The organism is Flavobacterium sp. F52 (genome assembly GCF_000278705.1).
GTDB classification, from domain to species: Bacteria; Bacteroidota; Bacteroidia; order Flavobacteriales; family Flavobacteriaceae; genus Flavobacterium; species Flavobacterium anhuiense.
Genome location: NZ_AKZQ01000002.1, coordinates 78486 through 105043, shown reverse-complemented (window position 1 = coordinate 105043; position 26558 = coordinate 78486). Strand labels below are relative to the sequence as shown.

Below are 26558 nucleotides of genomic sequence, written 5' to 3'. Positions count from 1 at the left end.
AAACTAAAAAAAACTATCCAATTCTTAATCCATTTGGTATTCTAAAATCCGGAGCTAATAAAATCACATCTCCTTCCTCGCCTACCGCTCCTAAAACAAGACATTCACTCATAAATTTCCCAATTTGTTTCTTTGGGAAATTCACAACTGCAACAATCTGACGATTTATCAAATCTTCTTTTTGATATCGTTTTGTGATTTGTGCCGATGATTTTCTAATTCCGATTTCTGAACCAAAATTAATTGTAAGTTGATAGGCTGGTTTTCTTGCTTCGGGAAAATCGTTTACTTCTATAATAGTTCCTACGCGCATATCGGTGCGCTCAAATTCGTTCCAGGTTAAATCCATTTTTAAATTGTATTATTTACAAACCTATAAATTTTGTAATTAATGCGCCTAATTCTATAACCTGTTTCTTTTCCTTAAATCTAACTTTACGTGAAGAAAAATGAAAATACTCACGTAAAAAGATATAACATGGAACATACTGAACCAAATGCATGCATGTCAATTAAAGATTTTGAATCTAATCTAAAACAGGTTCACACGGATAAATATATAGAAACCGCTCAAAACGTAAGGCTTTATGTGAAAGATTATGGTCAAGGGAAACCGGTAATTTTGATTCATGGCTGGCCTCTCTCTAACGAAATGTGGGAATATCAGATTGATCATTTGGTCCAAAACAATTATCGTGTAATTGCCTATGACCGACGCGGATTTGGAAAATCTTCTCAGCCTTGGGATGGTTACGATTATGATACTTTGGCAGATGATCTGAAAGAAATTATCGAACAATTGGAACTAGAAAACGTAACTCTTGTAGGTTTTTCTATGGGTGGCGGTGAAGTAGTTCGTTACTTTAGCCGTCATGGCGGAAAAAGCGTTGTTAAAGCAGCTTTAATTTCGTCCATTATTCCATTTCTTTTAAAAACTCACGATAATCCAGATGGGCATCCCAAAGAGAAAAGTGAAAATACAGCAGCAGCAATAAAAGAAGATAGAATTGGTTTTGTAGATAATTTCGGGAAAACCTTTTTTGGAGTTAATATTATAAACAAACCACTCAGCACTCCATTATTAGAATACTATAGAAACTTATGTTCTGCGGCTTCTCCAAGAGCTACTTTAAAATGTGCCGAATCATTTTCGTATACTGATTTTAGAGACGAGTTGGATTTTATAAAAGTTCCAACTCTAATTATTCACGGTGACGATGATAAAATTGTACCTATAGACCTCACTTCGAGAAAAGCAGCAAAATCTATTGCAAACAACACTTATATCGAATATGCAGGAGCTCCTCATGGTTTATTTTATACTGACAAAGAAAAGCTAAACGAAGATTTATTGGAATTCCTAAATTCATAAAAAAACAAAAAAAGTATCCAAAGAAGCAAGCTCTATAGGCTAACTGCTTTCTTTGGGTATTTTTTATTCTTGTGCTCTTTTATTTACAGTTTTTTAAAGCTATTTTTGGGAATCAAATTTCAGATAAAATGGCACGAACAGAATCAACAATGCTTCCTTTAGGAACAGTTGCACCTGACTTTTATTTAAAAGATACTAACTCGAATAATACTTTTTCTTTTGAAGATTTAAAAGGTTCAAAAGGCACTTTGGTTATGTTCATTTGCAACCATTGTCCGTTTGTGCATCATGTGATCAGCGAAATTGTTATGATTGCAAATGATTATCGTGTTCAGGGATTGGGAGTAATTGCTATTTCTAGCAATGATGTGGTCAAATATCCTCAAGATGCTCCAGAATTAATGACAGATTTTGCAATGGAAAATAAAATTGATTTTCCTTATCTATACGATGAAACTCAGGAAACTGCAAAAGCGTATCAAGCCGCTTGCACTCCAGATTTCTATTTATTTGACAATCAAGACAGATTATTTTATCGCGGGCAATTAGACGATTCAAGACCTGGCAATGGAATTCCACTTAGCGGAAACGATTTGAGAGGCGCAATCGATGCCTTAATTTACAACCGAAGTTTAAAAGAACCGCAGAAACCAAGTTTGGGTTGTGGCATTAAATGGAAGTAAAACCTCACTAAATTCAAAAAGATTACGTATCTTTGCAGTTCAAATTAACAAATCCTTGTGGGAAATATAATATCATATACAGCCGCTACGAAAGCGTTTTGCATAGCAAAACCGATTCCTGCTGTAATTATTTCGCATAATAAGGCCTTTATTAATTAGGCCTCCGTCTACTTCACTTTTTTTCTTCTTTTGACGGAGGATTTACATCAGCTTAAACATTTCCTTATTTGACAAAAATCATTTTTTGATCAGATATTTTTTTGTTTTTCCAGATTAAGCATTTTTGATTCTTTGCCATTTTCAGGACTTAGAAATCTTTTGTTTGTAAATATTCGAAAGAAGAATAAACCATTTAAATTTTATAACAATAAATTCAATATAGATATGAAACCAACACCCACATTCTGTAAATCAGATTATCAATTTTTAAGAGAGTTGATTTTAAAAAGTAAAAATTCAACAAATACTAAAGAAGCCAATCAGCTTTCGCAAGAATTAGACCGCGCTGTAATTAGTAAAGAAAGCGAACTAGACTCAGTTATAAGAATTAATTCTATTGTAACAATTGAAGATGTAAAAGCCAAAAAACAAATGAAAATTCAAATCGTTTTACCTTCTGCAGCAGACGTAAAACAATCTAAAATTTCAATTCTAGCACCTTTAAGTGTTGCTATTATTGGTTTTAAAGAAAATGATGAAGTAGATTGGGAATTGCCTGCCGGAATCAAAACTTTAAAGGTAATTGCTGTAGACAATTCGGCTGTACATCATTCTTAAGTTTCAAAACACCTCATTCTGTGACGGTGTTTTTTTTATATCTATCTGAAAAATAAAAAACTGTTCAATTGAACAGTTTTTTTATGCTTATTTCTCAAATCCAGATTACAATTGTGAATCAATATAATTCGTAATTGATGCCATTTGAGTTTCGTCTAATTTTGCTTTTTTACCCATTCTTACCAAAATCGGCGTCCATTCTTCTTTTGTGAATTTTTTAGGTTCATACAATTTGTGACATCTTGCACAACTATTATCATACAAATTTTTGCCTGTTTCTAATTCAGGCGTTAAAGCAACCGCTTTTGGAGCTTCAGCAGGAGTTGATGCAACTGCAGCTTTTTTTTGAGTTCCGCAAGAAACCATAAATAACGCAAGTCCTGCTAGGATTAAAAAGTTTTTCATTGTCTTAATTTTATATAGTAAATATAAAAAAATCCCATATGGCATAACATATGGGATTATTATTTAAAACAATACTAAATTGCTTATAAACTCTTATTTTACGTCCATTAATTCAACGTCGAAAATTAAAACTGCGTTTGGCGGGATAACTCCTCCAGCACCAGATGGACCGTAAGCTAAATCAGAAGGAATTACAAAACGAGCTTTGTCACCCACTTGCAATAAAGCAATACCTTCGTCCCATCCTTCAATAACTTGTCCAATTCCTAATTTGAATTCGATTGGTTTTTTACGTGGGTAAGAAGAATCAAATACTTTTCCGTTTTCTAAAGATCCTTCGTAGTGAACAGAAACTGTTTTTCCAGCTTCAGCCTTTTTACCTTCACCTTTTTGAATCATTTTATAACGTAAACCGCTTTCTGTTTTATCAAAACCAGCAGCCAATTGTTCCATTTTTGCTTCAGATTCTGCTTTTAAAGCTGCCTCACGTTTCATACGAGCACCTTTTAAACCAATGAAAGCTTCAATTGCATTCCATTTTTGAGCTTCTTCACCTACTCTGATAATTTCAACAGACTCTAAATTGTCACCTTGAGCAACTGCATCAACAACGTCTTGTCCTTCAACAACATGTCCGAAAACACTATGTTTGTTATCTAACCAAGGAGTCGGAACGTGAGTAATGAAAAATTGAGAACCATTGCTTCCAGGACCAGAATTTGCCATAGACAAAACTCCTGGACGATCGTGTTTTAAACTTGGGTGAAATTCGTCATCAAATTTGTAACCTGGATCTCCTGTTCCAGTTCCTTTTGGGCAACCTCCCTGAATCATGAAATCAGCAATTACTCTGTGAAAAGTTAATCCGTCATAGAATTTTTGCCCTTGAGGTTTCACTTTGTTTTCCATATTTCCTTCTGCAAGAGCAACAAAGTTACCTACAGTTCCCGGTGTCAAATCGTGAGTCAATTTTACTAAAATTGAACCTTTGCTAGTATTGAATTTAGCGTATATTCCGTTTTCCATGTTGTTATTTTTAATTTGAACGCAAATTTACAAATTAATTTCTTAATCAATTTGCGCTTTCGCTTTTTTAGATTTTGATTTATAAGTAAGTCCGTAAATCGTCAATGATAATAAAGATAAAGCCATACAGCCTATTGTTACAGCTGGCCATCCGCCAAATTTCCATAATAATAAGCCATATGCAGATCCTGCCGCTGTCCCTAAAAATGTCAGTGACATAAATACGGTATTCAATCTGTTTCTTGCTTCTGGCAATAAGGAATAAACTCTCGTTTGATTGGAGATGTGAACGCCTTGAATTCCGATATCGATAAATACAATTCCGATTGCAATCCCGATTACGCTTCCAATGGCAAAATAAAAGACAACGAAACTTAATAATACCAATAAACAGCCGTAGCCAACTGCAATTCTTGAGTTCCCTTTGTCTCCCAATTTCCCAACAAGAGGTGCTGCTAGAGCTCCAGATGCGCCAACAATTCCAAATAAACCGATTGTAGCACTATTAAAATCGAAAGGTTTTCCAGAAAGCAGAAGCACCATTGTAGTCCAAAACGCTCCAAATTGAGCAAAACTAAAAACATTGATTGCCGTTGCCTCACGCAAAACTGGTTGTGTTTTTATAAGCGTAAACAATGACTGAATTAACTGTGCGTAAGTCCCTTGAAATTGCGGTTTGTTCTGCGGAAATTTGCTCTGAATCACAAAAAAGATCAAAAGACAAATTCCTGCTGCGATATAAAACATCGATCTCCAGCCCAGAACCTGACCAATAAACCCACTCAATGTTCGCGAAAGCAAAATACCGACTAAAAGCCCGCTCATAATAGTCCCAACAACTTTTCCACGCTGATCAGGCGCGCTTAAAGAAGCTGCCAAAGGTAAAATAAGCTGCGGTACAATAGAAGTGATTCCAATTAACAATGAAGCGATTTGCAAAACAAGAAAACTTTTGGCAGTTGCTGCAATCAATAAAGCAATTACAGTAGCAAAAGTAGTCATCAAAATTTGCCTTTTTCGTTCTATTTTATCGCCAAGCGGCACCATAAAAAACAATCCTATAGCATAACCCGCCTGAGTCAGATAGGTTATTGTTCCGGCACTTTCTTCTGGAATTTTAAATTCGTTGGCTATTAAAACAATCAAAGGCTGGCAGTAATAAAGATTTGCAACTATAAGACCAGTGCAAACTGCCATAAACAGTACATTAGTTTTAGATAAATTCATGCTGCAAAAATACCACTCTAATCTTTAGCAAAACTTTAAAAAAAGTATAAATTTTAAGTTTTTTTTTAACCATATAAGCGATATAAGTTCATTTAAACTTAAATACTTAATAAGTTTATTTCTTCAAAAAACATATTAATAGTTTAAAAAATCTTCTCTAGCAGGGCTAAAAACATCTGTTAACATGCCCGTTTCCAAACAAACAACACCGTGTATAGCATGTGGCGGAATATAAAAACTATCTCCTTCTTTTAAAGTTTGTGTCACACCGCTGATTGTAACATCAAATTTTCCACTTGCAATGTATGTAACTTGCGAATGATAATGGTCGTGCAAAGTGCCGATTCCTCCTTTCTCAAAATGAACATTTACCAGCATCACTCTTTCATCAAAAGCTAAAATTTTACGTTTGATTCCCTCACCGACTACTTCCCATTCGATTTCGTCTCCTTTTATAAATTCTTTGCTAGTACTCATTTCTATTTATTTTTAATTTTCTCAAAATCTTTTTTCATCAATGCCAATCCTTCATCTAGATTATTCTTTTGAAAGAACGCTTCAAGCTCTTTTAATCTCTTTAAATTATCATAATTAAATCCCGAATTTAATTTTCTTTGACAAAGAGAACACAATCTAATAGAATGCGAATCTGTTTCTATCATACTATTGGTTCCATTCATAACACAACTGGCTTCAATACAATGATGCAGACCAAACATATGCCCTATTTCATGCGAACAAATTTTCAGCAAGCGTTCTAAACCCAAATTAAAATCGGCTTCTTTTTGCATTCTATACATCGAACTTACTGCAATTTTATCTCTGTAAGATGCCAATCCAAAAACGTAATTCCATTCGGGTTTTGGGTACAAATCTTTTTCAGTTATTGCCATTAAAGCAATTCTTTTGTTAGGATTTTCTTCTTTTAAAACATCAGTTAAAATGTATCCCGCCAAAAACTGTTCTTGTCCGACATCTCCAATTCGTCTAGCATGATTCGGAATAATATCATTTGAAACATTTTCTAAAACCTTAGTTTCCAATTGAAAAAATATTTGCAAATACTGACGAACTAATTCAATTTGTTTTATTTGCATTGAATTGAACTTTCCTATAGGCTGCAAATAAATAATATTTTCTTCTTTGGTTGGAACAACATGTTTAGTTCGAACAAATTGCTCAAAACTCTGTCCATTTTCTTTATGAGAAAACAACCAATCTCCATAAGCTGGTTTCCCAAGTTTAACATCATTCATTTTAATATCTACAAAATAAGGTGCGGGCGGTAAAATTTTCTGCGGCATTAATTGTATCTTTAAATTTGCCTTTTCTTTTTTATCAGATTGACATGAACAAAGAACCACAAATACTAGCAAAAGAAGCTTCCTCATATAGATGAATTAGATTAGATTTTTCGAAATAAAATCACAGCTCGTTTGTATAGAATTAAAAGAATTTGAAGCAAAATTATTTTCCTGTTCTACAAAAAAATGAACCATTCCAGATTGTTTTGCTTCCGAGAAGAAAGGTTTAAAATCAATTGTTCCAGAACCAACTTCAGTATTCAAATCGTTATTATTTTTATCCTTATCTTTCACATGCCACATTTTGAAACGCCCTGGATTTTCTTTAAATAGTTTTAAAGGATCATTGCCAGAATGAACTACCCAGTATAAATCTAGCTCAAAATACACCAAATCTTTATCGGTTTCCTTTAATAGAATTTCGTAACCTGTAACGCCATCATACTTCTTAAACTCAAAATCATGATTGTGATAAGCCAGTTTTAAACCTGCTTTTTTGCACATTTTTGCGGCTTCATTTACGCGAGCAGCGATCTTTTTATAATCTTCTATACTTCTTCTAAAAGGCTCATCTATCCATGGAGCAGTCAGAAATTCATTTTTAAGAACTTTTGCAGCCTCAATTGCTGCGATTAATTCTGCAGTATTTCCGTCGTACAAAAAACTTCCCAAATTATAATGTCCACTAACCGCTTTTAACCCATTATCATCTAGAATCTTTTTTAATTCTTGAGGCGTTAATCCCCAAAATTGATCTTTAATTGAAAAACCGTATGTCTCAACAGTCGTATAACCTGCTTTGGCAACTTTTTCTAAAGTTCCTTTTACATTTTTAGGAAGTTCATCACGAAGCGTATACAGCTGTAAACCTATTTCTTTTTTATTCATAGTAAGTGCAAATGATGGTGAAGCCAAAACTGCAGTTGCAGCAAGACCTGTGGTTACGATAAAGTTTCTTCTGCTAATCATTTTAATGATTTAATTTCAGAAAGTAAATATATTATAAAAATTGATTTTTAAAGTTTTCTCCAAAATTTTAAAGCTACTGGAGTTATTTTCTGATGCCGCCAGATATGGCGAGTATTTTTATTTTGGATGAAGTCATTAAATAAACAATTCGTATTTTTAAAATTAATTTTAAAAATACGAATTGTTTCATGATAATCGGAAAAATTATTTAGATGTCAGTTGGTACAAACCGGCCTGTTTTTGAGAATCAATTGCTTGCGGCGGATAATTCTGTTTTTCTTGTCGTGTCGATGTGACTTTCCCATCTTTATTTATATATACATAATTGTAACGCCAGTAATTTGATCCAGCCAATGACGTACCATCATCAGTAAAAACCTGATCTGCATAAACCAGAATTTCTCCATTTTGATTATTATCTAAAGTCCTTATAGGATTTCCTAAAGTTTTAAGCACTTTCGATTTGGCTTCTCCTACAGCTACTGTAGCAGAATTAGTGCTTGCACAGGAAAAAAATAGCGCAAGTACTACAGGCAGTAATATTGTTTTTTTCATAATAAGGGATTGAATTTATGTTTTGGATTTTGGCTATTAAACCTTGATAATTAGGATTGTAATAATACTTAAAGTTAATACAATAAATTTTACACAATTTATTAAGTATGTTATATAATTATTATCAAACCACTCAATAGCATTATTTGTATCTTTGCCAGCAAGAAATTATCGAATAGAAATGCGAATTGACATTATTACTCTTTTACCTGAATTATTAAGAAGTCCGTTTGAGGCCTCTATTATGAAACGCGCCATTGACAAAGGTTTGGTCGAAGTGCATTTTCACAATCTTCGTGACTATAGCACCAACAAACAGAAAAGTGTAGATGATTATCCTTTTGGTGGAGGTGCTGGAATGGTAATGACAATTCAGCCGATAGATGATTGCATCACACATTTGAAAAGCCAACGCGAATATGATGAAGTAATTTATATGTCTCCTGACGGTGAAACTTTAAATCAAAAAATGGCGAATAAAATGTCGATGTATGAAAACATTATTATTTTATGCGGACATTATAAAGGTGTTGACCAAAGAGTTAGAGATCATTTCATTACAAAAGAAATTTCTATTGGGGATTACGTTTTATCTGGAGGAGAATTGGGTGCCATAGTTTTATCTGATGCATTAATCCGATTAATTCCTGGCGTTTTAAGTGACGAAACCTCAGCATTGACTGATAGTTTTCAAGACAATTTGTTATCAGGCCCAATTTATACAAGACCTGCAGACTATAAAGGATGGAAAGTTCCAGAAGTACTAACCAGCGGACATGCAGCCAAAATAGATAAATGGCGTGAAGACATGGCCTACGAACATACTAAAAATAGACGTCCAGATTTATTGGAAGGACATTAAATTTAGTTTCAAGTTTAAAGCTGTTTTTGTTTTAAGTTAAAACTCTAGACAGCAACAACTTGAAATCTTAAACTTGAAACAAAAGAAACTAAAAATAATTTACAATTTATAATTCATAATTTATAATTATTTTTTACATTTGCACCCGAATTTGACCAACCTCTGGCGAGATCCGTGAATGTTGCTCTAATATAAAAACCATAATTTAAATTATCATGGCAGATTTATTAAAATTCGTTCAAGACGAATTCGTTGCTAAAAAAGATTTCCCAGATTTCGGAGCTGGAGACACAATCACTGTTTTCTACGAAATTAAAGAGGGTGAAAAAACAAGAACTCAGTTTTTTAAAGGAGTTGTTATTCAAAGAAGAGGTTCTGGTGTTACAGAAACTTTTACTATCCGTAAAATGTCTGGATCTGTTGGTGTTGAGCGTATCTTCCCAGTAAACTTACCAGCTTTACAAAAAATCGAAGTGAACAAGAAAGGTGCTGTACGTAGAGCTAGAATTTTCTACTTCAGACAACTTACTGGTAAAAAAGCTAAGATTAAAGATAAAAGAAGATAATCATTTATCAAAATGTTATAAAAAACTCGTTTCATACTCTTTGAAACGAGTTTTTTTTATGTTCCATTTTCAACACTAACAAAACCGTAATTTTTTAATACCAAAATCATCGATTTAGCAATTTAACGAGCTCGAAATAACAATCTGTTAATTTCGTCTTTTCTCGGGAAAACTCAACCGTTTTCGTTGTGATTTTATTATATTTGCTCCGCTCATTTTGAGCCGAATATATCTTTTACATCGTTAACTCCTGACGATACGATTATAAAAAAAAAAAAAGAAAATGACAAAATCAAAAATTTTTTACACCTTAACTGATGAGGCGCCTTTATTGGCAACTTACTCTCTTTTACCAATTGTTCAAGCTTTTACAGCAACAGCTGGAATTGAAATCGAAACCAGAGATATTTCGCTGGCAGGAAGAATTTTATCAAACTTCCCAGATTCTTTGACAGATGCTCAAAAAACTGGAGATGCATTGGCAGAACTTGGCCAATTAGCAACTCAGCCAGAAGCTAACATTATTAAATTACCAAACATCTCAGCATCTGTACCGCAATTAAAAGCGGCAATTGCTGAATTACAATCGCACGGATACAACGTACCAAATTTCCCAGAAGATCCGCAAAACGATGCTGAAAAGGAAATTAAAGCAAAATATGCAAAAGTTCTAGGTTCTGCTGTAAACCCAGTTTTACGTGAAGGAAACTCTGACCGTAGAGCTCCAAGAGCCGTTAAAAACTTTGCAAAAGCAAATCCACACTCAATGGGTGCTTGGTCTGCTGACTCAAAAACTAAGGTAGCTTCTATGTCAGGCGGTGATTTCTACGGAAGTGAAAAATCATTGACTGTAAACGAAGCTAATGATGTAAAAATCGAATTTGTTGCTAAAGACGGAACTACAACTGTTCTTAAAGCAAGTACTCCATTAAAATCTGGAGAAATCATTGACAGCTCTGTTTTAAGTGTAAACAAATTAAAAGCTTTTGCTGCTGACGTAATTGCTGAAGCTAAAGCTGCAGGAGTATTACTTTCTGTTCACTTAAAAGCTACCATGATGAAAGTTTCTGATCCAATCATCTTTGGCGCTATCGTTGGAGTATATTTTGCAGATGTTTTCAAAAAATACGCTTCTTTATTCGCTGAATTAAACATTGACACTAGAAATGGTTTAGGTGATATCTACGCTAAAATTGCTGGAAGACCAGAACAAGCAGAAGTTGAAGCCGCTATCGATCAAGCAATCGCAAACGGGCCAGCTTTGGCAATGGTTAATTCTGAAAAAGGAATTACAAACTTACACGTTCCTTCAGATGTAATCGTTGATGCTTCTATGCCAGCAATGATCCGTACTTCTGGACAAATGTGGAACAAAGAAGGAAAACAGCAAGATACATTTGCAGTTATTCCAGACAGATCTTATGCTGGTGTTTATACTGCAACTATCGATTTCTGTAAAAAACATGGTGCTTTTGATCCAAAAACTATGGGAAGTGTTCCTAACGTTGGATTAATGGCTCAAAAAGCTGAAGAATATGGTTCTCACGACAAAACTTTCCAAATTAAAGGTGATGGTGTTGTGCGTGTAGTTGACCAAAACGGAAATGTTTTAATGGAACAAAACGTTGAAGCAAATGATATTTTCAGAATGTGTCAGGCAAAAGATGCTCCTATTCAGGACTGGGTTAAATTGGCTGTAAACAGAGCTCGTTTATCTAGTACTCCTGCTGTTTTCTGGTTAGACGAAAACAGAGCGCACGATAGAGAATTGATCGTAAAAGTTCAAAAATACCTTAAAGACTACGATACTACAAACTTAGATATCCGTATTTTAAACCCAGTTGCTGCTACTGAATTTACTTTAGATAGAATCATCAAAGGTTTAGATACTATCTCTGTAACTGGAAACGTATTACGTGATTACTTAACAGATTTATTTCCAATCTTAGAATTAGGAACTTCTGCAAAAATGCTTTCTATCGTTCCGTTAATGAACGGTGGTGGATTGTTCGAAACTGGCGCTGGAGGTTCTGCTCCTAAACACGTTGAGCAATTTACAGAAGAAGGATACCTACGTTGGGATTCTCTAGGAGAGTTCTTAGCTCTTGGTGCTTCATTAGAGCATTTAGGGCAAACTTTAGACAATTCTAAAGCAATTGTTTTATCTGAGACTTTAGACCAAGCTAATGATAAATTCTTAGCAAACGATAAATCTCCAGCACGTAAAGTGGGTCAGATTGACAATAGAGGTTCTCACTTCTATTTAGCATTCTACTGGGCTCAGGCTTTGGCTGCTCAAACTAAAGATGCTGAATTGAAAGCCATCTTTACTCCAATTGCTGCTGAATTTGAAGCTAACGAAGCTAAAATCGATGCTGAATTAATCGGTGCACAAGGTAAACCTCAAAACATTGGAGGTTACTACCAGCCAACTCCAGAATTGGTAAGCAAAGCAATGCGTCCTAGCGAAACTTTCAACGCTATTGTTGCTAAAATCAAATAATTCAGAATACATCTGTATTTGTAAATAAACAAAAAGGACAACTCGCAAGGTTGTCCTTTTTTTATCTTAACTTATGTTTAACAAAAGTTCCGCGAGATTATTTAGTAAGAATTGTTAACTATGTAAATCAAAATCAATATAATGATTACAAAAAATACCTGCACATTTTTTCTTTTTATTTTAACGATTTTCACCTCATTTGCGCAGGAAAAATTCACTCTAAGCGGAACCATCAGCGACAGCAAAAACAATGAAACTTTAATTGGAGTAAACATTTTTATTCCATCTTTAAAAATAGGAACCACAACAAACGAATACGGTTTTTATTCGCTTTCAGCTCCAAAAGGAGAATACGAAATCGAAATCAGTTATGTTGGCTATCAGACTATTCAAAAGCACATTTTTTTAAATCAAAATACAAAAACCAATTTTTCTATCAGCGAGGGAAATGGCGAAGAACTTCAAGAAGTTATCATTACAGAAAACAAAGGCAAAATAAACGTCAAATCGCCAGAAATGAGTGTGAATAAACTCTCCATTTCTACCATAAAAAAAATGCCGGTAGTTTTAGGCGAAGTAGATGTTTTAAAATCTATTTTATTACTTCCTGGAGTAACCAATGCAGGTGAAGGTGCTTCTGGATTTAATGTTCGCGGAGGCGGTGCCGATCAAAACTTGATTCTTTTAGATGAAGCAACTATTTTTAATTCTTCTCACGTTTTCGGATTCTTTTCTGTTTTTAATCCTGATGCTATTAAAGATTTAAAATTATATAAAGGCGGAATTCCGGCACGCTATGGCGGACGAGCTTCTTCTGTTTTAGAAATTTATCAAAAAGATGGAAGCAGTAAAGATTTCCATATGAATGGCGGAATTGGGTTAATTTCAAGTCGCTTATTAGCTGAAGGCCCAATTGTAAAAGACAAAGGTTCTTTCTTGATTGGCGGACGAGCTTCTTATGCACATCTTTTTCTCAAATTTTCTGAAGATGACAAAGATAATGCCGCCTATTTTTATGATTTAAACACCAAATTAAGCTATAAACTCAATGACAACAACAGTCTTTATTTATCTGGATATTTTGGACGAGACGTTTTCAGGCTGAACAAAAGTTTTACTAATACCTACGGAAATTCAACTTTAAACCTGAGATGGAATCATCTGTATTCAAATAAATTATTCTCCAATCTCTCTTTAATTTACAGCGATTATTACTATGGTTTAGATCTTGATTTTGTGGGATTCAACTGGGACTCTGGAATCAAAAATTATAATATTAAATACGATTTCAAACATTATCTTTCAGATAAACTAAAACTAAATTATGGTGTAAACGGAATTTACTATGATTTCAATCCCGGAACCATAAAGCCAACTGGCGAAGATTCAGGAATCAATCCAGATCAATTAGACAAAAAATACGCTTTTGAACCTTCTGTTTATTTAGATGCTGAAAGTCAGCTTTCTAAAAAAATCACCGTTGCATACGGATTGCGTTACAGCTTATTTTACAGATTAGGCGCATCCACTATTAATTATTACGACAACAACCAGCCAGTGGTTTTTAATAATGATATGCAGATTTATGAAAAAGGTACGCCAACTTCAACAAAATATTTTGGCAAGAACAAAGTCATTCAGAGTTATAATAATCTTGAACCGCGTTTTTCTCTTTCTTATCAATTAAATGAAGACCAATCGATCAAAGCGAGCTATAACCGAATGGCGCAATATCTTCAATTGATTTCCAACACCTCTTCTCCAACTCCTCTTGATGTCTGGATGCCGAGTGACAATTACATCAAACCTCAGCTTGCAGATCAAGTAGCTCTGGGTTATTTTAGAAATATCTATGATGACGCCTATTCTTTGGAAGTAGAAACCTATTACAAGAAAATACAAAACCGATTAGATTATATAGACGGAGCCGATTTAATTGCCAACAATGCCATCGAGCAGGTTATTTTAAACGGTCATATGCGATCATATGGTTTAGAATTGATGGTAAAGAAAAACAAAGGCCGATTTAATGGCTGGATTTCCTATACCATATCAAGATCAGAACAGCAGACTCCAGGAAGAACACCTGAGGAAACAGGCATCAATAATGGCAAATGGTATGCTTCGGCTTATGACAAAACACATAATTTAGCCATTACATCAGCTTATAATTTAAACGAAAAATGGTCTTTTGGCGCTAACTTTGTATTGCAGTCAGGACAGCCTGTAACATATCCGAACGGACAGTATGAATATTTAGGAATTGTGGTTCCGAGTTATGGCTTACGAAATGAAAACCGACTTCCTTCTTACAATCATTTGGATATTTCTGCCACTTTAACGCCAAGAAAGAACAAAGACAGAAACTGGAAAGGCGAATGGGTTTTCAGCATTTACAATCTTTATAATAGAATGAATGCTGCGTCAATCAACTTTAGGCAAAATGTTGACACAGGTGTAAATGAAGCCGTGAAATTATCTATTTTCGGAATTGTTCCAGCGGTAAGTTATAATTTCAAATTCTAGAAAATCAGTTCAAAAACTAAAAATATACTTATGAGAAAATTAGTTTTTTTAATCGCATTTTTTACATCCCTATTCTTCACTAGCTGTGAAGAAGTAGTTGATGTCGACTTAGACACCGCGCCTCCGAAATTGGTAATTGAAGCTGCTATCAATTGGGAAAAAGGCACTTCTGGAAAACAGCAGGTTATAAAACTTTCTACGACAACAGGCTATTTTGAGAGTCAGATTCCTGTCGTATCCAATGCTATAATTTCCATAAAAAATAGCAAAAATCAGACGTTTAATTTCGTTGAATTCAATAAATCTGGACGCTACATCTGCAATGACTTCATACCTCAGCTTAATGAACAATATACTTTAACCGTTATCAGCAAAGGAAATACATACACAGCGACAGAAACTCTAAAATCGGTCGCGCCAATTACAAGAATCGAACAGAAAAATGATGGCGGTTTTACAGGCAAGGACACCGAAATAAAAGCTTACTTTACAGATCCTGGAGACGAGGATAATTTTTATTTATTTAAATATGTTTATTCGAATAAAATAACTTCCAATTATTATGTTTCTGAAGATAAATTCTATCAAGGCAATGAAATTTTCAGCAGTACCGTTGATGAAGATTTAAAAACTGGAGATGAAGTCGAAATAACGCATTACGGAATTTCAAAACAATATTATAATTACATGAATATTTTAGTCAGCATTGCGGGCAGCAATGTTGGAGGTCCCTTTCAGTCGCCGCCCGCAACGGTAAAAGGAAACATTATCAATACAACAGATAAAAACAATTATCCGTTGGGTTATTTCTCCCTAAGCGAAACCAGTACAAAAAAGTACAAAATAGAGTAATTATGCAACCTATAATCAAAAACTTAACCGAGAAAAAACTCATTGGACATTTTTTAGAAATGTCTTTTATAGAGAATAAAACTTTTCAATTATGGAATGGTTTTATGCCAAATCGAAAAAAAATTAGCAATACAATTAATGCTAATTTATATTCTTTAGAAGTCTACGCAGAAAATCATTTTGATAATTTTGATCCTAATGACAGTTTCCAAAAGTGGGCTGCTGTAGAAGTCTCAGATTATTCAGCTATTCCCGAAGGAATGGAGACGCTAATTGTTCCTGACGGTTTGTATGCTGTTTTTCTTCATATAGGCCCCGCCTCGGAAGGACATAAAACGTATCATTACATTTTTACGGAATGGCTTCCAAATTCTGAATATACGGTAGACGACAGACCGCATTTTGCCGTTATGAATGAAAAATATAAGAAAGACGATCCAGCTTCTGAAGAAGAAATCTGGATTCCGATAAAAAACAGAAATTAAGTATGATACTAGAAACGCTAAAAACACTTTTCAATCGAGATTTAAACAAACTAAAAAGCGAAATTGAATCGTATCACACTGAAAGTTCGATCTGGACAATTGATAAAAACATCTCCAATTCAGCAGGAAATCTTTGTCTTCATTTAATTGGAAATTTAAACACATATATTGGCGCAGAAATCGGCAAAACGGGGTATATTCGAAATCGTCCTTTAGAGTTTTCGTTGAAAAACATTCCGAAATCAGAATTAGTTCAAAAAATTGAAGACACCATTTCAGTTGTAAACAGCGCCCTTGACAACTTAACAGAGGCCGATTTAGAAGCGATATACCCGCAGATTGTTTTCGAAAAAGAAATGAAAACTGGATTTTTCTTAATTCATCTTTCAACTCATTTAGCCTATCATTTAGGCCAAATTAATTATCACCGAAGACTTTTAGATTAAAAAACAGCTTCTCAACATATGTAAATGTTTTAAAAATTAGAATTACGAAATCTTTGTAATCTTAATTTTAATTTTTAAAACATGAAATATTTAATTTCTCTTTTATTATGCGCCTTTACATTCCAAACAAAAGCGCAAACTTTTAAAAATCCTGATTCATTATTTAATCCAGCTCCATATGGTTTCAGCCATGTATCTTCTGTAAAAACACCTGGCGAATTTATTTATATTTCAGGGCAAAGCGGCGGTTTGGGCAAAGAACATTTTTTAAACCCTGACTTTAGAATACAAGTTAAAACTGCTCTTGAAAACCTAAAAGTAATTTTAAATAATTACCAGCTAAAACCAGAAAATATAATGAAAATTACAATCCTGATTGTTGATCACTCTCCTGAAAAATTAAAAATATGGGAAGAAGAAATTAGCAAGGTATGGAACGGCAAACCATTTCCTACCAGCACATTAATTCCTGTTCCTAAATTAGCGCTCGATGGAATGCTCATCGAAGTGGATGCAATTGCTTTTAAAGCCAATTAACTTAAGACATTTTCTGCCAAAGACTATATCTTTTGTACATTTGTAATTCATTCAAAAAAACTTACATGTCATCACATCATATAGTCCGAGACGATCAGGAACCTGCTTTAATCATTGCCAATGGCGCTGCTTGCGATCCTGAATTATTAGGACAATTGCTAGAATGGTCTCCTTTGGTTGTTGTTTTAGATTCGGCTATCGAAAGAGTGATTGAATTGGGCATAAAAGTCGATGTTCTTTTGGGCGATTTTGATCGCGGATTTGATCCAGAAATTTACAAATCACAATTCCCAATCGAAATCGTTCATACGCCAGATCAGGATAAAACCGATTTAGAAAAGGCTTTTGATTATCTTATCGAAAGAAAAATTCCAGCCGTAAATGTCGTCTGGGCAACCGGAAAGCGTGCCGATCATACAATTACAAACCTTACACAAATTGTTCGTTACCGAGATTTACTAAAAATTGTAATTCTTGATGACCATTCTAAAATATTCCTACTGCCTACAAAATTCGAAAAATGGTATACGGCAGACACCCCAATTTCGCTTATTCCAATTGGAATTGTAAATGGAATTTATTCAACGAACTTGAAATATGAACTAAAAAACGATACGCTCAAAATGGGCTACAGAACCGGAAGCAGTAATTCTGTCGAAAAAGACGGAATTGTAACCATTACACATCGCGACGGAGATTTGCTTTTAATGGAATGTTTTGATTAGTTTTATATAATTTCTTTGTTTATAACTTTATAAATAAAAATACTCTCAGGGCCATTACTTCCTTGTAAAGAATAAATTACTGCAAATTCATCGTTTTCGCTTATTTGAAATTGCGCTATGCTGTGAGGCTCGCAAAAAGCATAAAAAATACTGTTTTCTTCTTTTATTTTAAGATTGTATTTTTTAGCTATTATTTCAAGTTCTTCTTTTTTATAAAATCTAAAGGTAGATAAGACTTTTACGTTTTCCTGAATGATGTAAATTCTTTTATCATAAATCTGAACAAACGAATTATACCAAACCGAATTATCAGAAGGAAGCCAGTTAAAATAACCATCTTTTACTGGATAAAGATCTTCACCATCAAAAAAACAGCCTATAACTTGGTCAGAATTAAAAGTGCTTTTTTCTACTTTTTTAGAAATAACAGAATTACTTTTAAGCAATTCTTTTATATCTAGCATTAACTTATAAACATCAGAAGTTTCAATTTCTCCAATTTCTTTCCATCCATCAAAAGTATCAATAACTTTAGAAACTTCTTTTGTGCATTCCACAGAATATATTTCGAAACCAAAATCATAATCTTTAATCTCGTCTTTTAATACTTTTATCAAATTATCTAAAATTTCTTCTACATAATCTATACTACAAGACCCTAACTCATTTAAACCTTCCCATTTACCTTTAATGCTAAGATAGGTTGTACCGATTTCATTCTTGAAAAATTCGTATTCTAACATATTGTGACAGCAATAATTTTATCTCGATTTAATTTTATAAATATAGAATTAAATCGAGATAAAATTATGCATCATTTCTACAAAACTTATGCGAATATCATTACTCTAATATCAACAAATCAAAATCCGTTGCTACAAAATAGATCATTCCTACTGACTTCTAATTCCAAAAAAGGAATACCTATCTTTGCAATCGAAATCAATGAAAATGAAAGCAGAAAACAATTCGCAAAAAGACAATTTACACCCAAGAAATCTTCATAGAAACCGATATGATTTCGAAAAACTGATTTCAAATTGTCCCGAATTAAAAGCATTTATTTTCATCAATAAACACGGAATCGAAACGATTGATTTCAGTAATCCACTTGCTGTAAAAACTTTAAATAAGGCTTTACTTCAAACCTATTACAATATTCAAAACTGGGATATTCCTAAAAATTACCTTTGCCCGCCAATTCCAGGACGTGCCGATTATATTCACTACATCGCCGATTTATTGGCAGAAAGCAATAACAATCAAATTCCTGAAACTAGTACAGTTTTAGGATTAGATATCGGAACGGGTTCAAATTTAATCTATCCGATATTAGGGAATTCTATTTACAACTGGAGCTTTGTCGGAACCGATATTGACAAAAAATCAATTGAAAATTGTACCAAAATTATTGAAGCTAATCCAAAATTAATCGATTCTATCAGTTTACAACAACAAAAAGAACCCCGATTTATCTTTAAAAATATTATCACGCCCGAAGATCGTTTTACATTCACAATGTGCAATCCGCCTTTTCATGCATCAGCAGAAGAAGCCAATAAAAGCGCTTCGAGGAAAACTTCTAATTTAAATCCGAAAGAAAAAAAGAGTGCAAATCCTGTTTTAAACTTTGGAGGACAAAATGCAGAATTATGGTGCAATGGTGGTGAAATCGGATTTATAACCCAAATGATTTACGAAAGTTCCAAATATCCTTCGCAGGTTTTATGGTTTACCACTTTGGTTTCTAAAAAAGAAAATCTTGCTTCGATTTATAAAATCCTGAAAAAAGTAAATGCCACTTCGGTAAAAACAATCGAGATGTCTCAAGGACAAAAAAACAGCAGAATTGTGGCTTGGAGTTTTTTTGAAAACCAAAATTCGCAGAAACATTTCTTTTAACACATTCATTTCCAATGCCAAAATCTTGATTTTGCAGTTTACTTTTGCTACATTTATTGTAAAATACTTAAAATCAAGACCATGGCAGAATATGTTGGTTACCTCGCATCTGTATTTATTGTTGGCGGTTTTTTGCTCAAAAATCTTCGAACAATCCGATTCATTAATATGTTTGGCTGTATCTGCTTTGTCATTTACGGTATCTTTTTAAACGATTACAGAGATTTCAACCAATGGCTTTGGCCTGTAATTATTCCGAATGCGATTTTAGCGTTTGTTCAGATTTATTATCTGACTTCCAAAAACGATAAATCTTAAAATTATGATATTTTAAAATAAAATTCTGATACACTTTTCGCCCACTCTACCCGTAACTTTAAGCTGAAAATTGAATTTTATTACCATGTCAAAACTATATTCCCGAGTAGTCATTGTACTTTTTTTAGTGACAAGTTGCGCTTCAAAAAGAACGAAATACGAAGACTATGTTTTTAAAACCAAAAGCGAAGAAGTAAATTATCAAACCTCTTACGATAAAGCTTTAAAACTTTGGAACATTCCGTACACCGAAGAAGATGTAAAAACAAGTTTCGGAACAGCGCATGTTGTAATGGCTGGCCCAAAAAATGGAAAAAATCTGGTTTTGCTTCACGGAATGGATGCCAGTTCTACCATGTGGTATCCCAATATTAAAGCTTTTTCTAAAAATCATCGCATTTACGCGATTGATTTCATCATGGAACCCAATAAATCCAATTTGACAGCAAAACCGCTTTCGTCAGATGATATTGTTACTTTTTACAACGAAGTTTTTACTCACTATAAATTAAAGGATTTTGATATTATTGGCGCTTCACGAGGTGGCTGGATTGCGACCTTATTAGCCGTTCAAAAACCAAATTCAATTGATAAAATTGTTTTACTGAGTCCTGCCCAAACTTTCAAATTTCTTGACAAACCTAGAAAAACGACTTCGGCGTTAATGCTGAAACTTTTTCCTAGCGAAAAGAAATTCAGTAAAACATTAAACACTTTTTCAACTCATCCAGAAAATATAAGCCGCATTTACAAAAGGCAGTTTTATTTGGCCAATAAATATGCAAAATCCAATTCCAGCATGCTCAAAATGATGCCCTTTTCAGATAAAGAATTAGAATCTATTCAAAATTCAGTTTTAGTTTTAATTGGCGACAAAGACGTTATTAATTCGGAAGAAAGTTTAGAAAGAGCACATAAACATCTAAAAAACAGTAAAACCAAAGTTGTACAAGATGCTGGGCATTTTCTAACTATCGATCAGCCCAAAACGGTGAATGATGCTGTAATTAATTTTTTAGATTAAGATTTTGCTGGATCTAATTTTATGAACTTTGACAAATTAGCTTTGAATAATTGTGCAAATTAGTACAATTCGGGACAGACTTTAAATTACTTACTTACACAAACTTCGTATCTTTACAAAACCAAATTTTCAGTATACGCAAATGAAATTTCAAGTTTCCTCAGAATATAGTCCAAAAGGAGATCAGCCTCAAGCCATACAAAAACTTGCGCAAGGTGTAATCGACGGAGATAAATACCAAACTTTATTGGGAGTTACAGGTTCCGGAAAAACTTTTACCGTAGCCAATGTAATTCAGGAAGTGCAAAGGCCAACTTTGGTTTTGGCGCACAATAAAACATTGGCGGCACAGTTATATTCAGAATTCAAGCAGTTTTTTCCAAATAATGCTGTTGAATATTTTGTTTCGTACTACGACTACTATCAGCCTGAAGCTTTTATGCCCGTAACCGGAGTTTTCATTGAAAAAGATTTATCTATCAATGAAGAATTGGAGAAAATGCGTTTAAGCACCACTTCTTCTCTACTTTCAGGGCGTCGCGACGTTTTGGTCGTGGCATCAGTTTCCTGTCTGTATGGTATTGGAAACCCAGTTGAATTTAAAAAGAACGTAATTGAAATCAAACGCGATCAGGTCATTTCAAGAACTAAATTATTGCATAGTTTAGTACAGAGTTTATACGCCAGAACAGAAGCCGATTTTAACCCTGGAACTTTCAGGATTAAAGGAGATACGGTTGAAGTTTATCCGAGTTATGCAGATGATGCGTATCGAATTCATTTCTTTGGAGATGAAATCGAAGAAATCGAATCATTTGATGCCAAGACTTCTCAAGTTATAGAGAAATTTCAGAGATTAACCATTTATCCAGCCAATATGTTTGTGACTTCGCCAGAAGTTTTACAAGGTGCGATTTGGCAAATTCAGCAGGATTTGGTGAAACAGGTTGATTATTTTAAAGAAATCGGAAAACATCTCGAAGCCAAACGTTTGGAAGAAAGAACCAATTTTGATTTAGAAATGATTCGCGAATTGGGCTATTGTTCTGGAATTGAAAATTACTCGCGTTACCTTGACGGACGTGAAGCTGGAACAAGACCTTTCTGCCTTCTAGATTATTTCCCAAGCGATTATTTGATGGTTGTAGATGAAAGTCACGTAACCGTTTCGCAAGTTCATGCCATGTACGGAGGCGACCGCAGCCGTAAAGAAAATTTGGTTGAATATGGTTTCAGACTTCCAGCTGCAATGGACAACCGTCCGTTGAAATTCGAAGAATTCGAAGCATTGCAAAATCAGGTGATTTACGTTTCGGCAACTCCTGCCGATTACGAACTACAGAAATCTGATGGAATTTATGTAGAACAAATTATTCGTCCAACCGGGTTATTAGATCCAGAAATCGAAGTTCGTCCAAGTTTAAATCAGATCGATGATTTAATTGAGGAAATTCAGGTTCGTTGCGAATTGGACGAAAGGGTTTTAGTGACCACTTTAACCAAAAGAATGGCTGAAGAATTGACTAAATATTTAACAAAAGTAAGCATCAGATGCCGTTATATCCATTCTGAAGTTGATACTTTAGAGCGTATTGAAATCATGCAGGATTTACGAAAAGGCCTTTTTGATGTTTTAATTGGAGTAAACCTGCTTCGTGAAGGTTTGGATTTACCAGAAGTTTCGCTTGTTGCCATTTTAGATGCCGATAAAGAAGGTTTCTTGAGAAATCACAGATCTTTGACGCAGACTATTGGCCGTGCGGCGAGAAACTTAAATGGTAAAGCCATTATGTATGCTGATAAAATCACAGCGAGCATGCAGCGAACAATCGACCAAACCAATTACAGAAGAACCAAACAGATTAATTTCAACGTAGAAAACAATATCGTTCCGCAAGCGCTAAACAAAAAAATCGAAAGCGCATTTACCAAAAATCCGTTGGTTGAATATGAATTAGGACATCCGATTCCTGTTGCAGCTGAACCGGAAACAGCTTATTTGTCTAAAACAGAGCTAGAGAAAATGATTCGCGAAAAACGTAAAACGATGGAAAAAGCGGCTAAAGAATTAGACTTCTTGCAAGCTGCCAAACTTCGTGACGAAATTAAAAAACTACAGGAACAGCTGGCTTAGTTATGCTGTTCCTTAAAAATCTCTAGCAAAACTATTGGATTGATTACGGTATTGGGAGATTTTTTCATCATTTCTAAAACACGTTTCACCGCAGCAAGATTCAATCCCATTTGTAAAGCAATCTGCTGGATAGTTTGAAATTCTCTTTCATGTAAAACACCGTCGCAATGCATTAGCAAAGCCAACCTGTAAAACTGATTAATGCGTTGCATCTCAGATGGAATGGGCAACGATTTGGTTTCCTGATGAAATAAATCCTGAAATTCTTCTTCGCTAATATTCAATTCTACAGCTACAAGTCTTAAAAATTCAAGCTCACGTTTGTGCAAATGTCCGTCTACAGTGGCCAATGTAATCATTTCTAAAAGTAAACTTCTTTTTTCTGCTTCTGTATTCATCAATTTCTTATTTTTAGCTAAAATATTGCTTTTAAATAAAAATACAAAACACGAATAATGAAGAAGATTTTCTTGATAATTTTACTTCTATTTACTCTTATCAGCAAAGCACAAAGCACCGCTTCTAAAAATGTATCGACTTTTACGATTGAAGCACCTCAGCTCAATACTTCAAAAAAAATCTGGATTTATCTTCCCAAAAATTATTCTGAAAATATACAGAAAAAATACAGCGTTATTTACATGCACGATGCTCAAAACCTATTTGATGCTAAAACTTCGTATTCTGGGGAATGGAATGTTGACGAAAAATTGGACAGTTTAAAAGCAAAAGTAATTGTAGTAGGAATCGAACATGGAAATGAAAAACGGATTGACGAATTAACGCCTTTCAAAAATGAAAAATATGGAGGAGGAAATGCCGATAATTATTTAGAATTCATTGTAAAAACATTAAAGCCACATATCGATAAAAATTACAGAACCAAAACAAAAGCAAAAAACACTATTCTTTTTGGAAGCTCACTTGGCGGATTGGTTTCGTATTACGGTGCTTTAAAATATCCAGAAGTTTTTGGAAAAGCAGGCGTTTTTTCACCTTCATTCTGGTTTTCTCCTGAGATTTATACTTTTACAGAAAAACAACCTAAAATCAAAACGAAAATTTATTTTCTGTGCGGCGATAAAGAAAGTGATGACATGGTAAACGATTTGACTAAGATGAAACGTTTACTAGATACAAAACGCTGTTATTGCCTTCATCTAGACAAAACTAAAATTGTAAAAGGCGGAGAACACAATGAAAAACTTTGGCGAGATCATTTCGCAGAAGCAATTCTTTGGCTGGGCTATTAATTGAAAAAAAAACAAAAACATCGCATACCAATGAAACTAATTTTAAGAGAATACAATCTCAAGCTAAAACACACTTTTACCATTTCGAGAGAGTCTATTGATTTTCAGCCTTCGTTAATTGTCGAATTGCAAAGCGATGGTTTTTCTGGTTTTGGAGAAGCCACTTCAAATCCGTATTACAATATCACGGTTCCAATGATGATGCAGGATTTAGAAAAAATCAGATCTATTATTGAAAATACTGAGAATGAAACTCCAGAAGTTTTTTGGGCAAAAATCCATCCGTATTTAAAAGAGGATATGTTTGCCTTGTGCGCGTTGGATTTGGCTTATAATGACTTGTATGCTCGCAAAAAAGGTAAAAAACTTTACGAATTGTGGAATTACACCACCGAAAGAAACCCAATGACGGATTATACAATCGGAATTGCTTCTATCGATAAAATGGTTTCTAAAATGCAGGAACTTCCTTGGCCGATTTATAAAATTAAATTAGGAACCAAAGAAGATATCGAAATTGTAAAAGCACTGCGTAAACACACCAATGCTGTTTTCAGAATTGATGCCAACTGCGGATGGACAGTCGAAGAAACCATCAACAACGCTGTTGAATTGAAAAAACTGGGCGTAGAATTCTTAGAACAGCCCATGAAAGCCGATAATTGGGAAGGACATAAAGAAGTTTTTAAACATTCTGTTCTTCCTGTAATTGCTGATGAAAGCTGTATTATCGAAGAAGATGTAGCAAAATGCCACAATCATTTTCATGGCGTGAATGTAAAACTGGTAAAATGTGGTGGTCTGACTCCTGGAAAACGCATGATTGAGGAAGCTAAAAAATTAGGTTTAAGAACCATGGTGGGTTGTATGACGGAATCTACTGTCGGAATTTCTGCAATTGCGCATTTGCTTCCGCAATTGGATTATGTAGATATGGACGGCGCACTTCTTTTAGCAGAAGATATTGCGACGGGAGTAACCATAAAAGATGGCATTGTAAGTTATTCAGATCTTAACGGAACTGGTGTTACACTTTTATAAAAATGACAGTCGATAAATTTCCAGATCGAGTTATTGAAATTGACCAAGAACAGTATTTGTATTTTGGCGGAACTGCGTATTTGGGACTTCCAACAAACAAAGAGTTTCAAGAATTAGTAATTCAAAACATTTTGAATTGGGGAACTACATACGGAAGCTCCAGAATGGCAAATATTCAGCTGTCAGCTTATGATGCAGGCGAAAGCTTTTTGGCTTCTCATATTGGTTCTGAAAAGACTGTTACGGTTTCTTCAGGAATGCTGGCTGGAAAATTGGTTATTGATTTAATGAAAAAGCACACTGATTGCTTTTTTCATTTGAATGATACGCATAATGCGATCCAAACTGAAAATAGTTTTCCGATATTCTTAGACGGAAATTTAAATAACCGTTTATTAGATTCAAAATCTGAGAAAATAACGATTCTAACTGACGGAATTCCATCTTTTGAAACAAAACCTGCCGATTTATCTTTTTTAGAAAAAATTTCAAAAAGCAAAGAAATTACTTTAGTAATTGATGAATCGCATTCGCTAGGAATTACTGGCAAAAATGGTAGTGGAATTTATTCTTCAATTGAATTTCCCGTTAAAAGAAAAATCATGGTTTCTTCATTAGGAAAAGCTTTTGGATTAACTGGCGGTGTAATTGCTTCCGATTCTGAATTTATAAATCAAATCAAAGAATTGGAAACTTTTACAAGTGCCGCAGGAATGAATCCTGCTTTTGTGCAGACACTTCCTGATGCCAGAGAAATATATAAAGTACAGCATCAAAAACTGCTGGATAATCTAAATTATATTGATTCGATTTTAATCAAAAACAGCACTATCTTATTTGATAAAAACTATCCTTTAATTTATCTTTTATCGAATGAATTAGTTGAAAAACTAAAACACGAAAACATTATTATTGCCAGTTTCAGATATAAAAAAGAAGCTGAACCTTTAAACCGAATTGTGATTACTGCCAATCATCTTAAACAGGATTTAGATAAACTTGTAAACGTTTTAAATGATTTTAATTCTCGTTTTTAATCATTTAAAAAAACTACCTTTGCAAAAAG

The 26558-nt window shown here is 34.0% G+C and carries 29 protein-coding genes; 19 read left to right on the top strand and 10 right to left on the bottom strand.

From position 1 onward, the window contains the following. Positions 1–13 precede the first annotated feature (13 nt). Complete coding sequence (locus FF52_RS00885) at positions 14–349, bottom strand: tRNA-binding protein (protein ID WP_008462174.1); 336 nt, start codon at positions 347–349, stop codon at positions 14–16. Positions 350–478: 129 nt separating this feature from the next. Here FF52_RS00885 and FF52_RS00880 point away from each other — a divergent pair, with 129 nt between their 5' ends. From FF52_RS00880 to FF52_RS00870, 3 genes are all read left to right on the top strand, one after another. Further along, positions 479–1372 carry an alpha/beta fold hydrolase gene (locus FF52_RS00880; RefSeq protein ID WP_008462173.1) on the top strand — a complete coding sequence of 298 codons (894 nt, stop codon included), beginning with the start codon at positions 479–481 and terminating at the stop codon, positions 1370–1372. A gap of 128 nt (positions 1373–1500) precedes the next feature. Beyond that, a complete protein-coding gene (locus FF52_RS00875) occupies positions 1501–2055 on the top strand; it encodes a thioredoxin family protein (RefSeq protein WP_008462172.1) in 555 nt (184 codons plus the stop codon). A gap of 384 nt (positions 2056–2439) precedes the next feature. Further along, complete coding sequence (locus FF52_RS00870; protein ID WP_008462169.1) at positions 2440–2832, top strand: GreA/GreB family elongation factor; 393 nt, start codon at positions 2440–2442, stop codon at positions 2830–2832. A gap of 105 nt (positions 2833–2937) precedes the next feature. Here the strand turns inward: FF52_RS00870 and FF52_RS00865 are convergent, their stop codons facing one another. The 7 genes from FF52_RS00865 to FF52_RS00835 form a co-directional block, all read right to left on the bottom strand. Continuing rightward, complete coding sequence (locus FF52_RS00865; RefSeq protein ID WP_008462167.1) at positions 2938–3237, bottom strand: cytochrome c; 300 nt, start codon at positions 3235–3237, stop codon at positions 2938–2940. Positions 3238–3330: 93 nt separating this feature from the next. After that, on the bottom strand, positions 3331–4263 hold the full coding sequence (locus FF52_RS00860) for a peptidylprolyl isomerase (RefSeq protein ID WP_008462165.1): 933 nt from the start codon (positions 4261–4263) through the stop codon (positions 3331–3333). Positions 4264–4305: 42 nt separating this feature from the next. Continuing rightward, complete coding sequence (locus FF52_RS00855; RefSeq protein ID WP_008462163.1) at positions 4306–5460, bottom strand: MFS transporter; 1155 nt, start codon at positions 5458–5460, stop codon at positions 4306–4308. Positions 5461–5625: 165 nt separating this feature from the next. After that, entirely contained in the window at positions 5626–5967 is a 342-nt protein-coding gene (locus FF52_RS00850; protein ID WP_008462162.1) for a cupin domain-containing protein, read from the bottom strand. A 2-nt stretch (positions 5968–5969) separates the two neighbouring features. Next, on the bottom strand, positions 5970–6794 hold the full coding sequence (locus FF52_RS00845; RefSeq protein WP_237718509.1) for an archaemetzincin family Zn-dependent metalloprotease: 825 nt from the start codon (positions 6792–6794) through the stop codon (positions 5970–5972). Between the two features lie 96 nt (positions 6795–6890). Then, positions 6891–7763, bottom strand: coding sequence for a sugar phosphate isomerase/epimerase family protein (locus FF52_RS00840; protein WP_008462160.1), 873 nt, complete (start codon positions 7761–7763; stop codon positions 6891–6893). Between the two features lie 204 nt (positions 7764–7967). Beyond that, a complete protein-coding gene (locus tag FF52_RS00835) occupies positions 7968–8318 on the bottom strand; it encodes a hypothetical protein (RefSeq protein WP_008462159.1) in 351 nt (116 codons plus the stop codon). Positions 8319–8499: 181 nt separating this feature from the next. On the opposite strand from FF52_RS00835, the gene trmD reads away from it, so the two are divergent. The 9 genes from trmD (at position 8500) to FF52_RS00790 (ending at position 17820) form a co-directional block, all read left to right on the top strand. Further along, positions 8500–9180: a tRNA (guanosine(37)-N1)-methyltransferase TrmD gene (trmD, locus tag FF52_RS00830; RefSeq protein WP_008462158.1), complete on the top strand. Its 681-nt coding sequence runs from the start codon at positions 8500–8502 to the stop codon at positions 9178–9180. A gap of 215 nt (positions 9181–9395) precedes the next feature. Next, positions 9396–9746 (top strand): 50S ribosomal protein L19, encoded by a 351-nt coding sequence (gene rplS / locus FF52_RS00825; RefSeq protein ID WP_008462155.1) that lies wholly within the window; start codon positions 9396–9398, stop codon positions 9744–9746. Positions 9747–10029: 283 nt separating this feature from the next. After that, entirely contained in the window at positions 10030–12249 is a 2220-nt protein-coding gene (locus tag FF52_RS00820) for an NADP-dependent isocitrate dehydrogenase (RefSeq protein ID WP_008462153.1), read from the top strand. Between the two features lie 141 nt (positions 12250–12390). Beyond that, complete coding sequence (locus FF52_RS00815) at positions 12391–14775, top strand: TonB-dependent receptor (RefSeq protein ID WP_008462151.1); 2385 nt, start codon at positions 12391–12393, stop codon at positions 14773–14775. Between the two features lie 30 nt (positions 14776–14805). After that, entirely contained in the window at positions 14806–15627 is an 822-nt protein-coding gene (locus FF52_RS00810) for a DUF4249 domain-containing protein (RefSeq protein WP_008462150.1), read from the top strand. 2 nt (positions 15628–15629) lie between these two features. Beyond that, complete coding sequence (locus tag FF52_RS00805; RefSeq protein ID WP_008462149.1) at positions 15630–16112, top strand: GyrI-like domain-containing protein; 483 nt, start codon at positions 15630–15632, stop codon at positions 16110–16112. Between the two features lie 2 nt (positions 16113–16114). Beyond that, entirely contained in the window at positions 16115–16558 is a 444-nt protein-coding gene (locus FF52_RS00800; RefSeq protein ID WP_008462148.1) for a DinB family protein, read from the top strand. Positions 16559–16639: 81 nt separating this feature from the next. Then, entirely contained in the window at positions 16640–17095 is a 456-nt protein-coding gene (locus FF52_RS00795; protein WP_008462147.1) for a RidA family protein, read from the top strand. A gap of 65 nt (positions 17096–17160) precedes the next feature. Then, positions 17161–17820 carry a thiamine diphosphokinase gene (locus FF52_RS00790; RefSeq protein WP_008462146.1) on the top strand — a complete coding sequence of 220 codons (660 nt, stop codon included), beginning with the start codon at positions 17161–17163 and terminating at the stop codon, positions 17818–17820. Between the two features lie 2 nt (positions 17821–17822). Here FF52_RS00790 and FF52_RS00785 read toward each other — a convergent pair whose 3' ends face one another. Then, positions 17823–18563, bottom strand: a complete 741-nt coding sequence (locus FF52_RS00785) for a hypothetical protein (RefSeq protein WP_008462145.1) — start codon at positions 18561–18563, stop codon at positions 17823–17825. Between the two features lie 208 nt (positions 18564–18771). Here FF52_RS00785 and rlmF point away from each other — a divergent pair, with 208 nt between their 5' ends. From rlmF to uvrB, 4 genes are all read left to right on the top strand, one after another. After that, on the top strand, positions 18772–19722 hold the full coding sequence (gene rlmF / locus FF52_RS00780; protein ID WP_035690540.1) for a 23S rRNA (adenine(1618)-N(6))-methyltransferase RlmF: 951 nt from the start codon (positions 18772–18774) through the stop codon (positions 19720–19722). An 81-nt stretch (positions 19723–19803) separates the two neighbouring features. Beyond that, on the top strand, positions 19804–20040 hold the full coding sequence (locus FF52_RS00775) for a hypothetical protein (RefSeq protein WP_008462143.1): 237 nt from the start codon (positions 19804–19806) through the stop codon (positions 20038–20040). Between the two features lie 85 nt (positions 20041–20125). Next, complete coding sequence (locus FF52_RS00770; RefSeq protein ID WP_008462142.1) at positions 20126–21064, top strand: alpha/beta fold hydrolase; 939 nt, start codon at positions 20126–20128, stop codon at positions 21062–21064. A 142-nt stretch (positions 21065–21206) separates the two neighbouring features. Continuing rightward, a complete protein-coding gene (uvrB, locus tag FF52_RS00765) occupies positions 21207–23198 on the top strand; it encodes an excinuclease ABC subunit UvrB (protein WP_008462141.1) in 1992 nt (663 codons plus the stop codon). Here uvrB and FF52_RS00760 read toward each other — a convergent pair. Beyond that, positions 23195–23596 (bottom strand): TerB family tellurite resistance protein, encoded by a 402-nt coding sequence (locus FF52_RS00760; RefSeq protein ID WP_008462140.1) that lies wholly within the window; start codon positions 23594–23596, stop codon positions 23195–23197. The two genes, uvrB and FF52_RS00760, sit on opposite strands and share 4 nt — an antisense overlap. Positions 23597–23653: 57 nt before the next feature. Here FF52_RS00760 and FF52_RS00755 point away from each other — a divergent pair, with 57 nt between their 5' ends. From FF52_RS00755 to FF52_RS00745, 3 genes are read left to right on the top strand one after another with little or no spacing between them, the layout of a single operon-like run. Further along, positions 23654–24451, top strand: a complete 798-nt coding sequence (locus FF52_RS00755; protein ID WP_008462138.1) for an alpha/beta hydrolase — start codon at positions 23654–23656, stop codon at positions 24449–24451. Positions 24452–24481: 30 nt separating this feature from the next. Further along, positions 24482–25492, top strand: coding sequence for a dipeptide epimerase (locus FF52_RS00750; RefSeq protein ID WP_008462136.1), 1011 nt, complete (start codon positions 24482–24484; stop codon positions 25490–25492). A gap of 2 nt (positions 25493–25494) precedes the next feature. Then, on the top strand, positions 25495–26529 hold the full coding sequence (locus FF52_RS00745; RefSeq protein ID WP_008462134.1) for an aminotransferase class I/II-fold pyridoxal phosphate-dependent enzyme: 1035 nt from the start codon (positions 25495–25497) through the stop codon (positions 26527–26529). The last annotated feature ends 29 nt before the right edge of the window (positions 26530–26558 follow it).

Bases quoted from the DNA above. Each gene is read 5' to 3' on its own strand.
- FF52_RS00770 (WP_008462142.1), top strand. From the start codon at position 20,126: ATGTCAAAACTATATTCCCGAGTAGTCATTGTACTTTTTTTAGTGACA.
- FF52_RS00875 (WP_008462172.1), top strand. From the start codon at position 1,501: ATGGCACGAACAGAATCAACAATGCTTCCTTTAGGAACAGTTGCACCT.
- FF52_RS00865 (WP_008462167.1), bottom strand. From the start codon at position 3,237: ATGAAAAACTTTTTAATCCTAGCAGGACTTGCGTTATTTATGGTTTCT.
- FF52_RS00820 (WP_008462153.1), top strand. From the start codon at position 10,030: ATGACAAAATCAAAAATTTTTTACACCTTAACTGATGAGGCGCCTTTA.
- FF52_RS00815 (WP_008462151.1), top strand. From the start codon at position 12,391: ATGATTACAAAAAATACCTGCACATTTTTTCTTTTTATTTTAACGATT.
- FF52_RS00885 (WP_008462174.1), bottom strand. From the start codon at position 349: ATGGATTTAACCTGGAACGAATTTGAGCGCACCGATATGCGCGTAGGA.
- FF52_RS00850 (WP_008462162.1), bottom strand. From the start codon at position 5,967: ATGAGTACTAGCAAAGAATTTATAAAAGGAGACGAAATCGAATGGGAA.
- FF52_RS00795 (WP_008462147.1), top strand. From the start codon at position 16,640: ATGAAATATTTAATTTCTCTTTTATTATGCGCCTTTACATTCCAAACA.
- FF52_RS00750 (WP_008462136.1), top strand. From the start codon at position 24,482: ATGAAACTAATTTTAAGAGAATACAATCTCAAGCTAAAACACACTTTT.
- FF52_RS00785 (WP_008462145.1), bottom strand. From the start codon at position 18,563: ATGTTAGAATACGAATTTTTCAAGAATGAAATCGGTACAACCTATCTT.
- rlmF (WP_035690540.1), top strand. From the start codon at position 18,772: ATGAAAGCAGAAAACAATTCGCAAAAAGACAATTTACACCCAAGAAAT.
- FF52_RS00790 (WP_008462146.1), top strand. From the start codon at position 17,161: ATGTCATCACATCATATAGTCCGAGACGATCAGGAACCTGCTTTAATC.
- FF52_RS00880 (WP_008462173.1), top strand. From the start codon at position 479: ATGGAACATACTGAACCAAATGCATGCATGTCAATTAAAGATTTTGAA.
- FF52_RS00845 (WP_237718509.1), bottom strand. From the start codon at position 6,794: ATGCCGCAGAAAATTTTACCGCCCGCACCTTATTTTGTAGATATTAAA.
- FF52_RS00760 (WP_008462140.1), bottom strand. From the start codon at position 23,596: ATGAATACAGAAGCAGAAAAAAGAAGTTTACTTTTAGAAATGATTACA.
- FF52_RS00745 (WP_008462134.1), top strand. From the start codon at position 25,495: ATGACAGTCGATAAATTTCCAGATCGAGTTATTGAAATTGACCAAGAA.
- FF52_RS00860 (WP_008462165.1), bottom strand. From the start codon at position 4,263: ATGGAAAACGGAATATACGCTAAATTCAATACTAGCAAAGGTTCAATT.
- FF52_RS00810 (WP_008462150.1), top strand. From the start codon at position 14,806: ATGAGAAAATTAGTTTTTTTAATCGCATTTTTTACATCCCTATTCTTC.
- FF52_RS00775 (WP_008462143.1), top strand. From the start codon at position 19,804: ATGGCAGAATATGTTGGTTACCTCGCATCTGTATTTATTGTTGGCGGT.
- FF52_RS00800 (WP_008462148.1), top strand. From the start codon at position 16,115: ATGATACTAGAAACGCTAAAAACACTTTTCAATCGAGATTTAAACAAA.
- FF52_RS00840 (WP_008462160.1), bottom strand. From the start codon at position 7,763: ATGATTAGCAGAAGAAACTTTATCGTAACCACAGGTCTTGCTGCAACT.
- rplS (WP_008462155.1), top strand. From the start codon at position 9,396: ATGGCAGATTTATTAAAATTCGTTCAAGACGAATTCGTTGCTAAAAAA.
- trmD (WP_008462158.1), top strand. From the start codon at position 8,500: ATGCGAATTGACATTATTACTCTTTTACCTGAATTATTAAGAAGTCCG.
- FF52_RS00755 (WP_008462138.1), top strand. From the start codon at position 23,654: ATGAAGAAGATTTTCTTGATAATTTTACTTCTATTTACTCTTATCAGC.
- FF52_RS00855 (WP_008462163.1), bottom strand. From the start codon at position 5,460: ATGGCAGTTTGCACTGGTCTTATAGTTGCAAATCTTTATTACTGCCAG.
- FF52_RS00805 (WP_008462149.1), top strand. From the start codon at position 15,630: ATGCAACCTATAATCAAAAACTTAACCGAGAAAAAACTCATTGGACAT.
- FF52_RS00870 (WP_008462169.1), top strand. From the start codon at position 2,440: ATGAAACCAACACCCACATTCTGTAAATCAGATTATCAATTTTTAAGA.
- uvrB (WP_008462141.1), top strand. From the start codon at position 21,207: ATGAAATTTCAAGTTTCCTCAGAATATAGTCCAAAAGGAGATCAGCCT.
- FF52_RS00835 (WP_008462159.1), bottom strand. From the start codon at position 8,318: ATGAAAAAAACAATATTACTGCCTGTAGTACTTGCGCTATTTTTTTCC.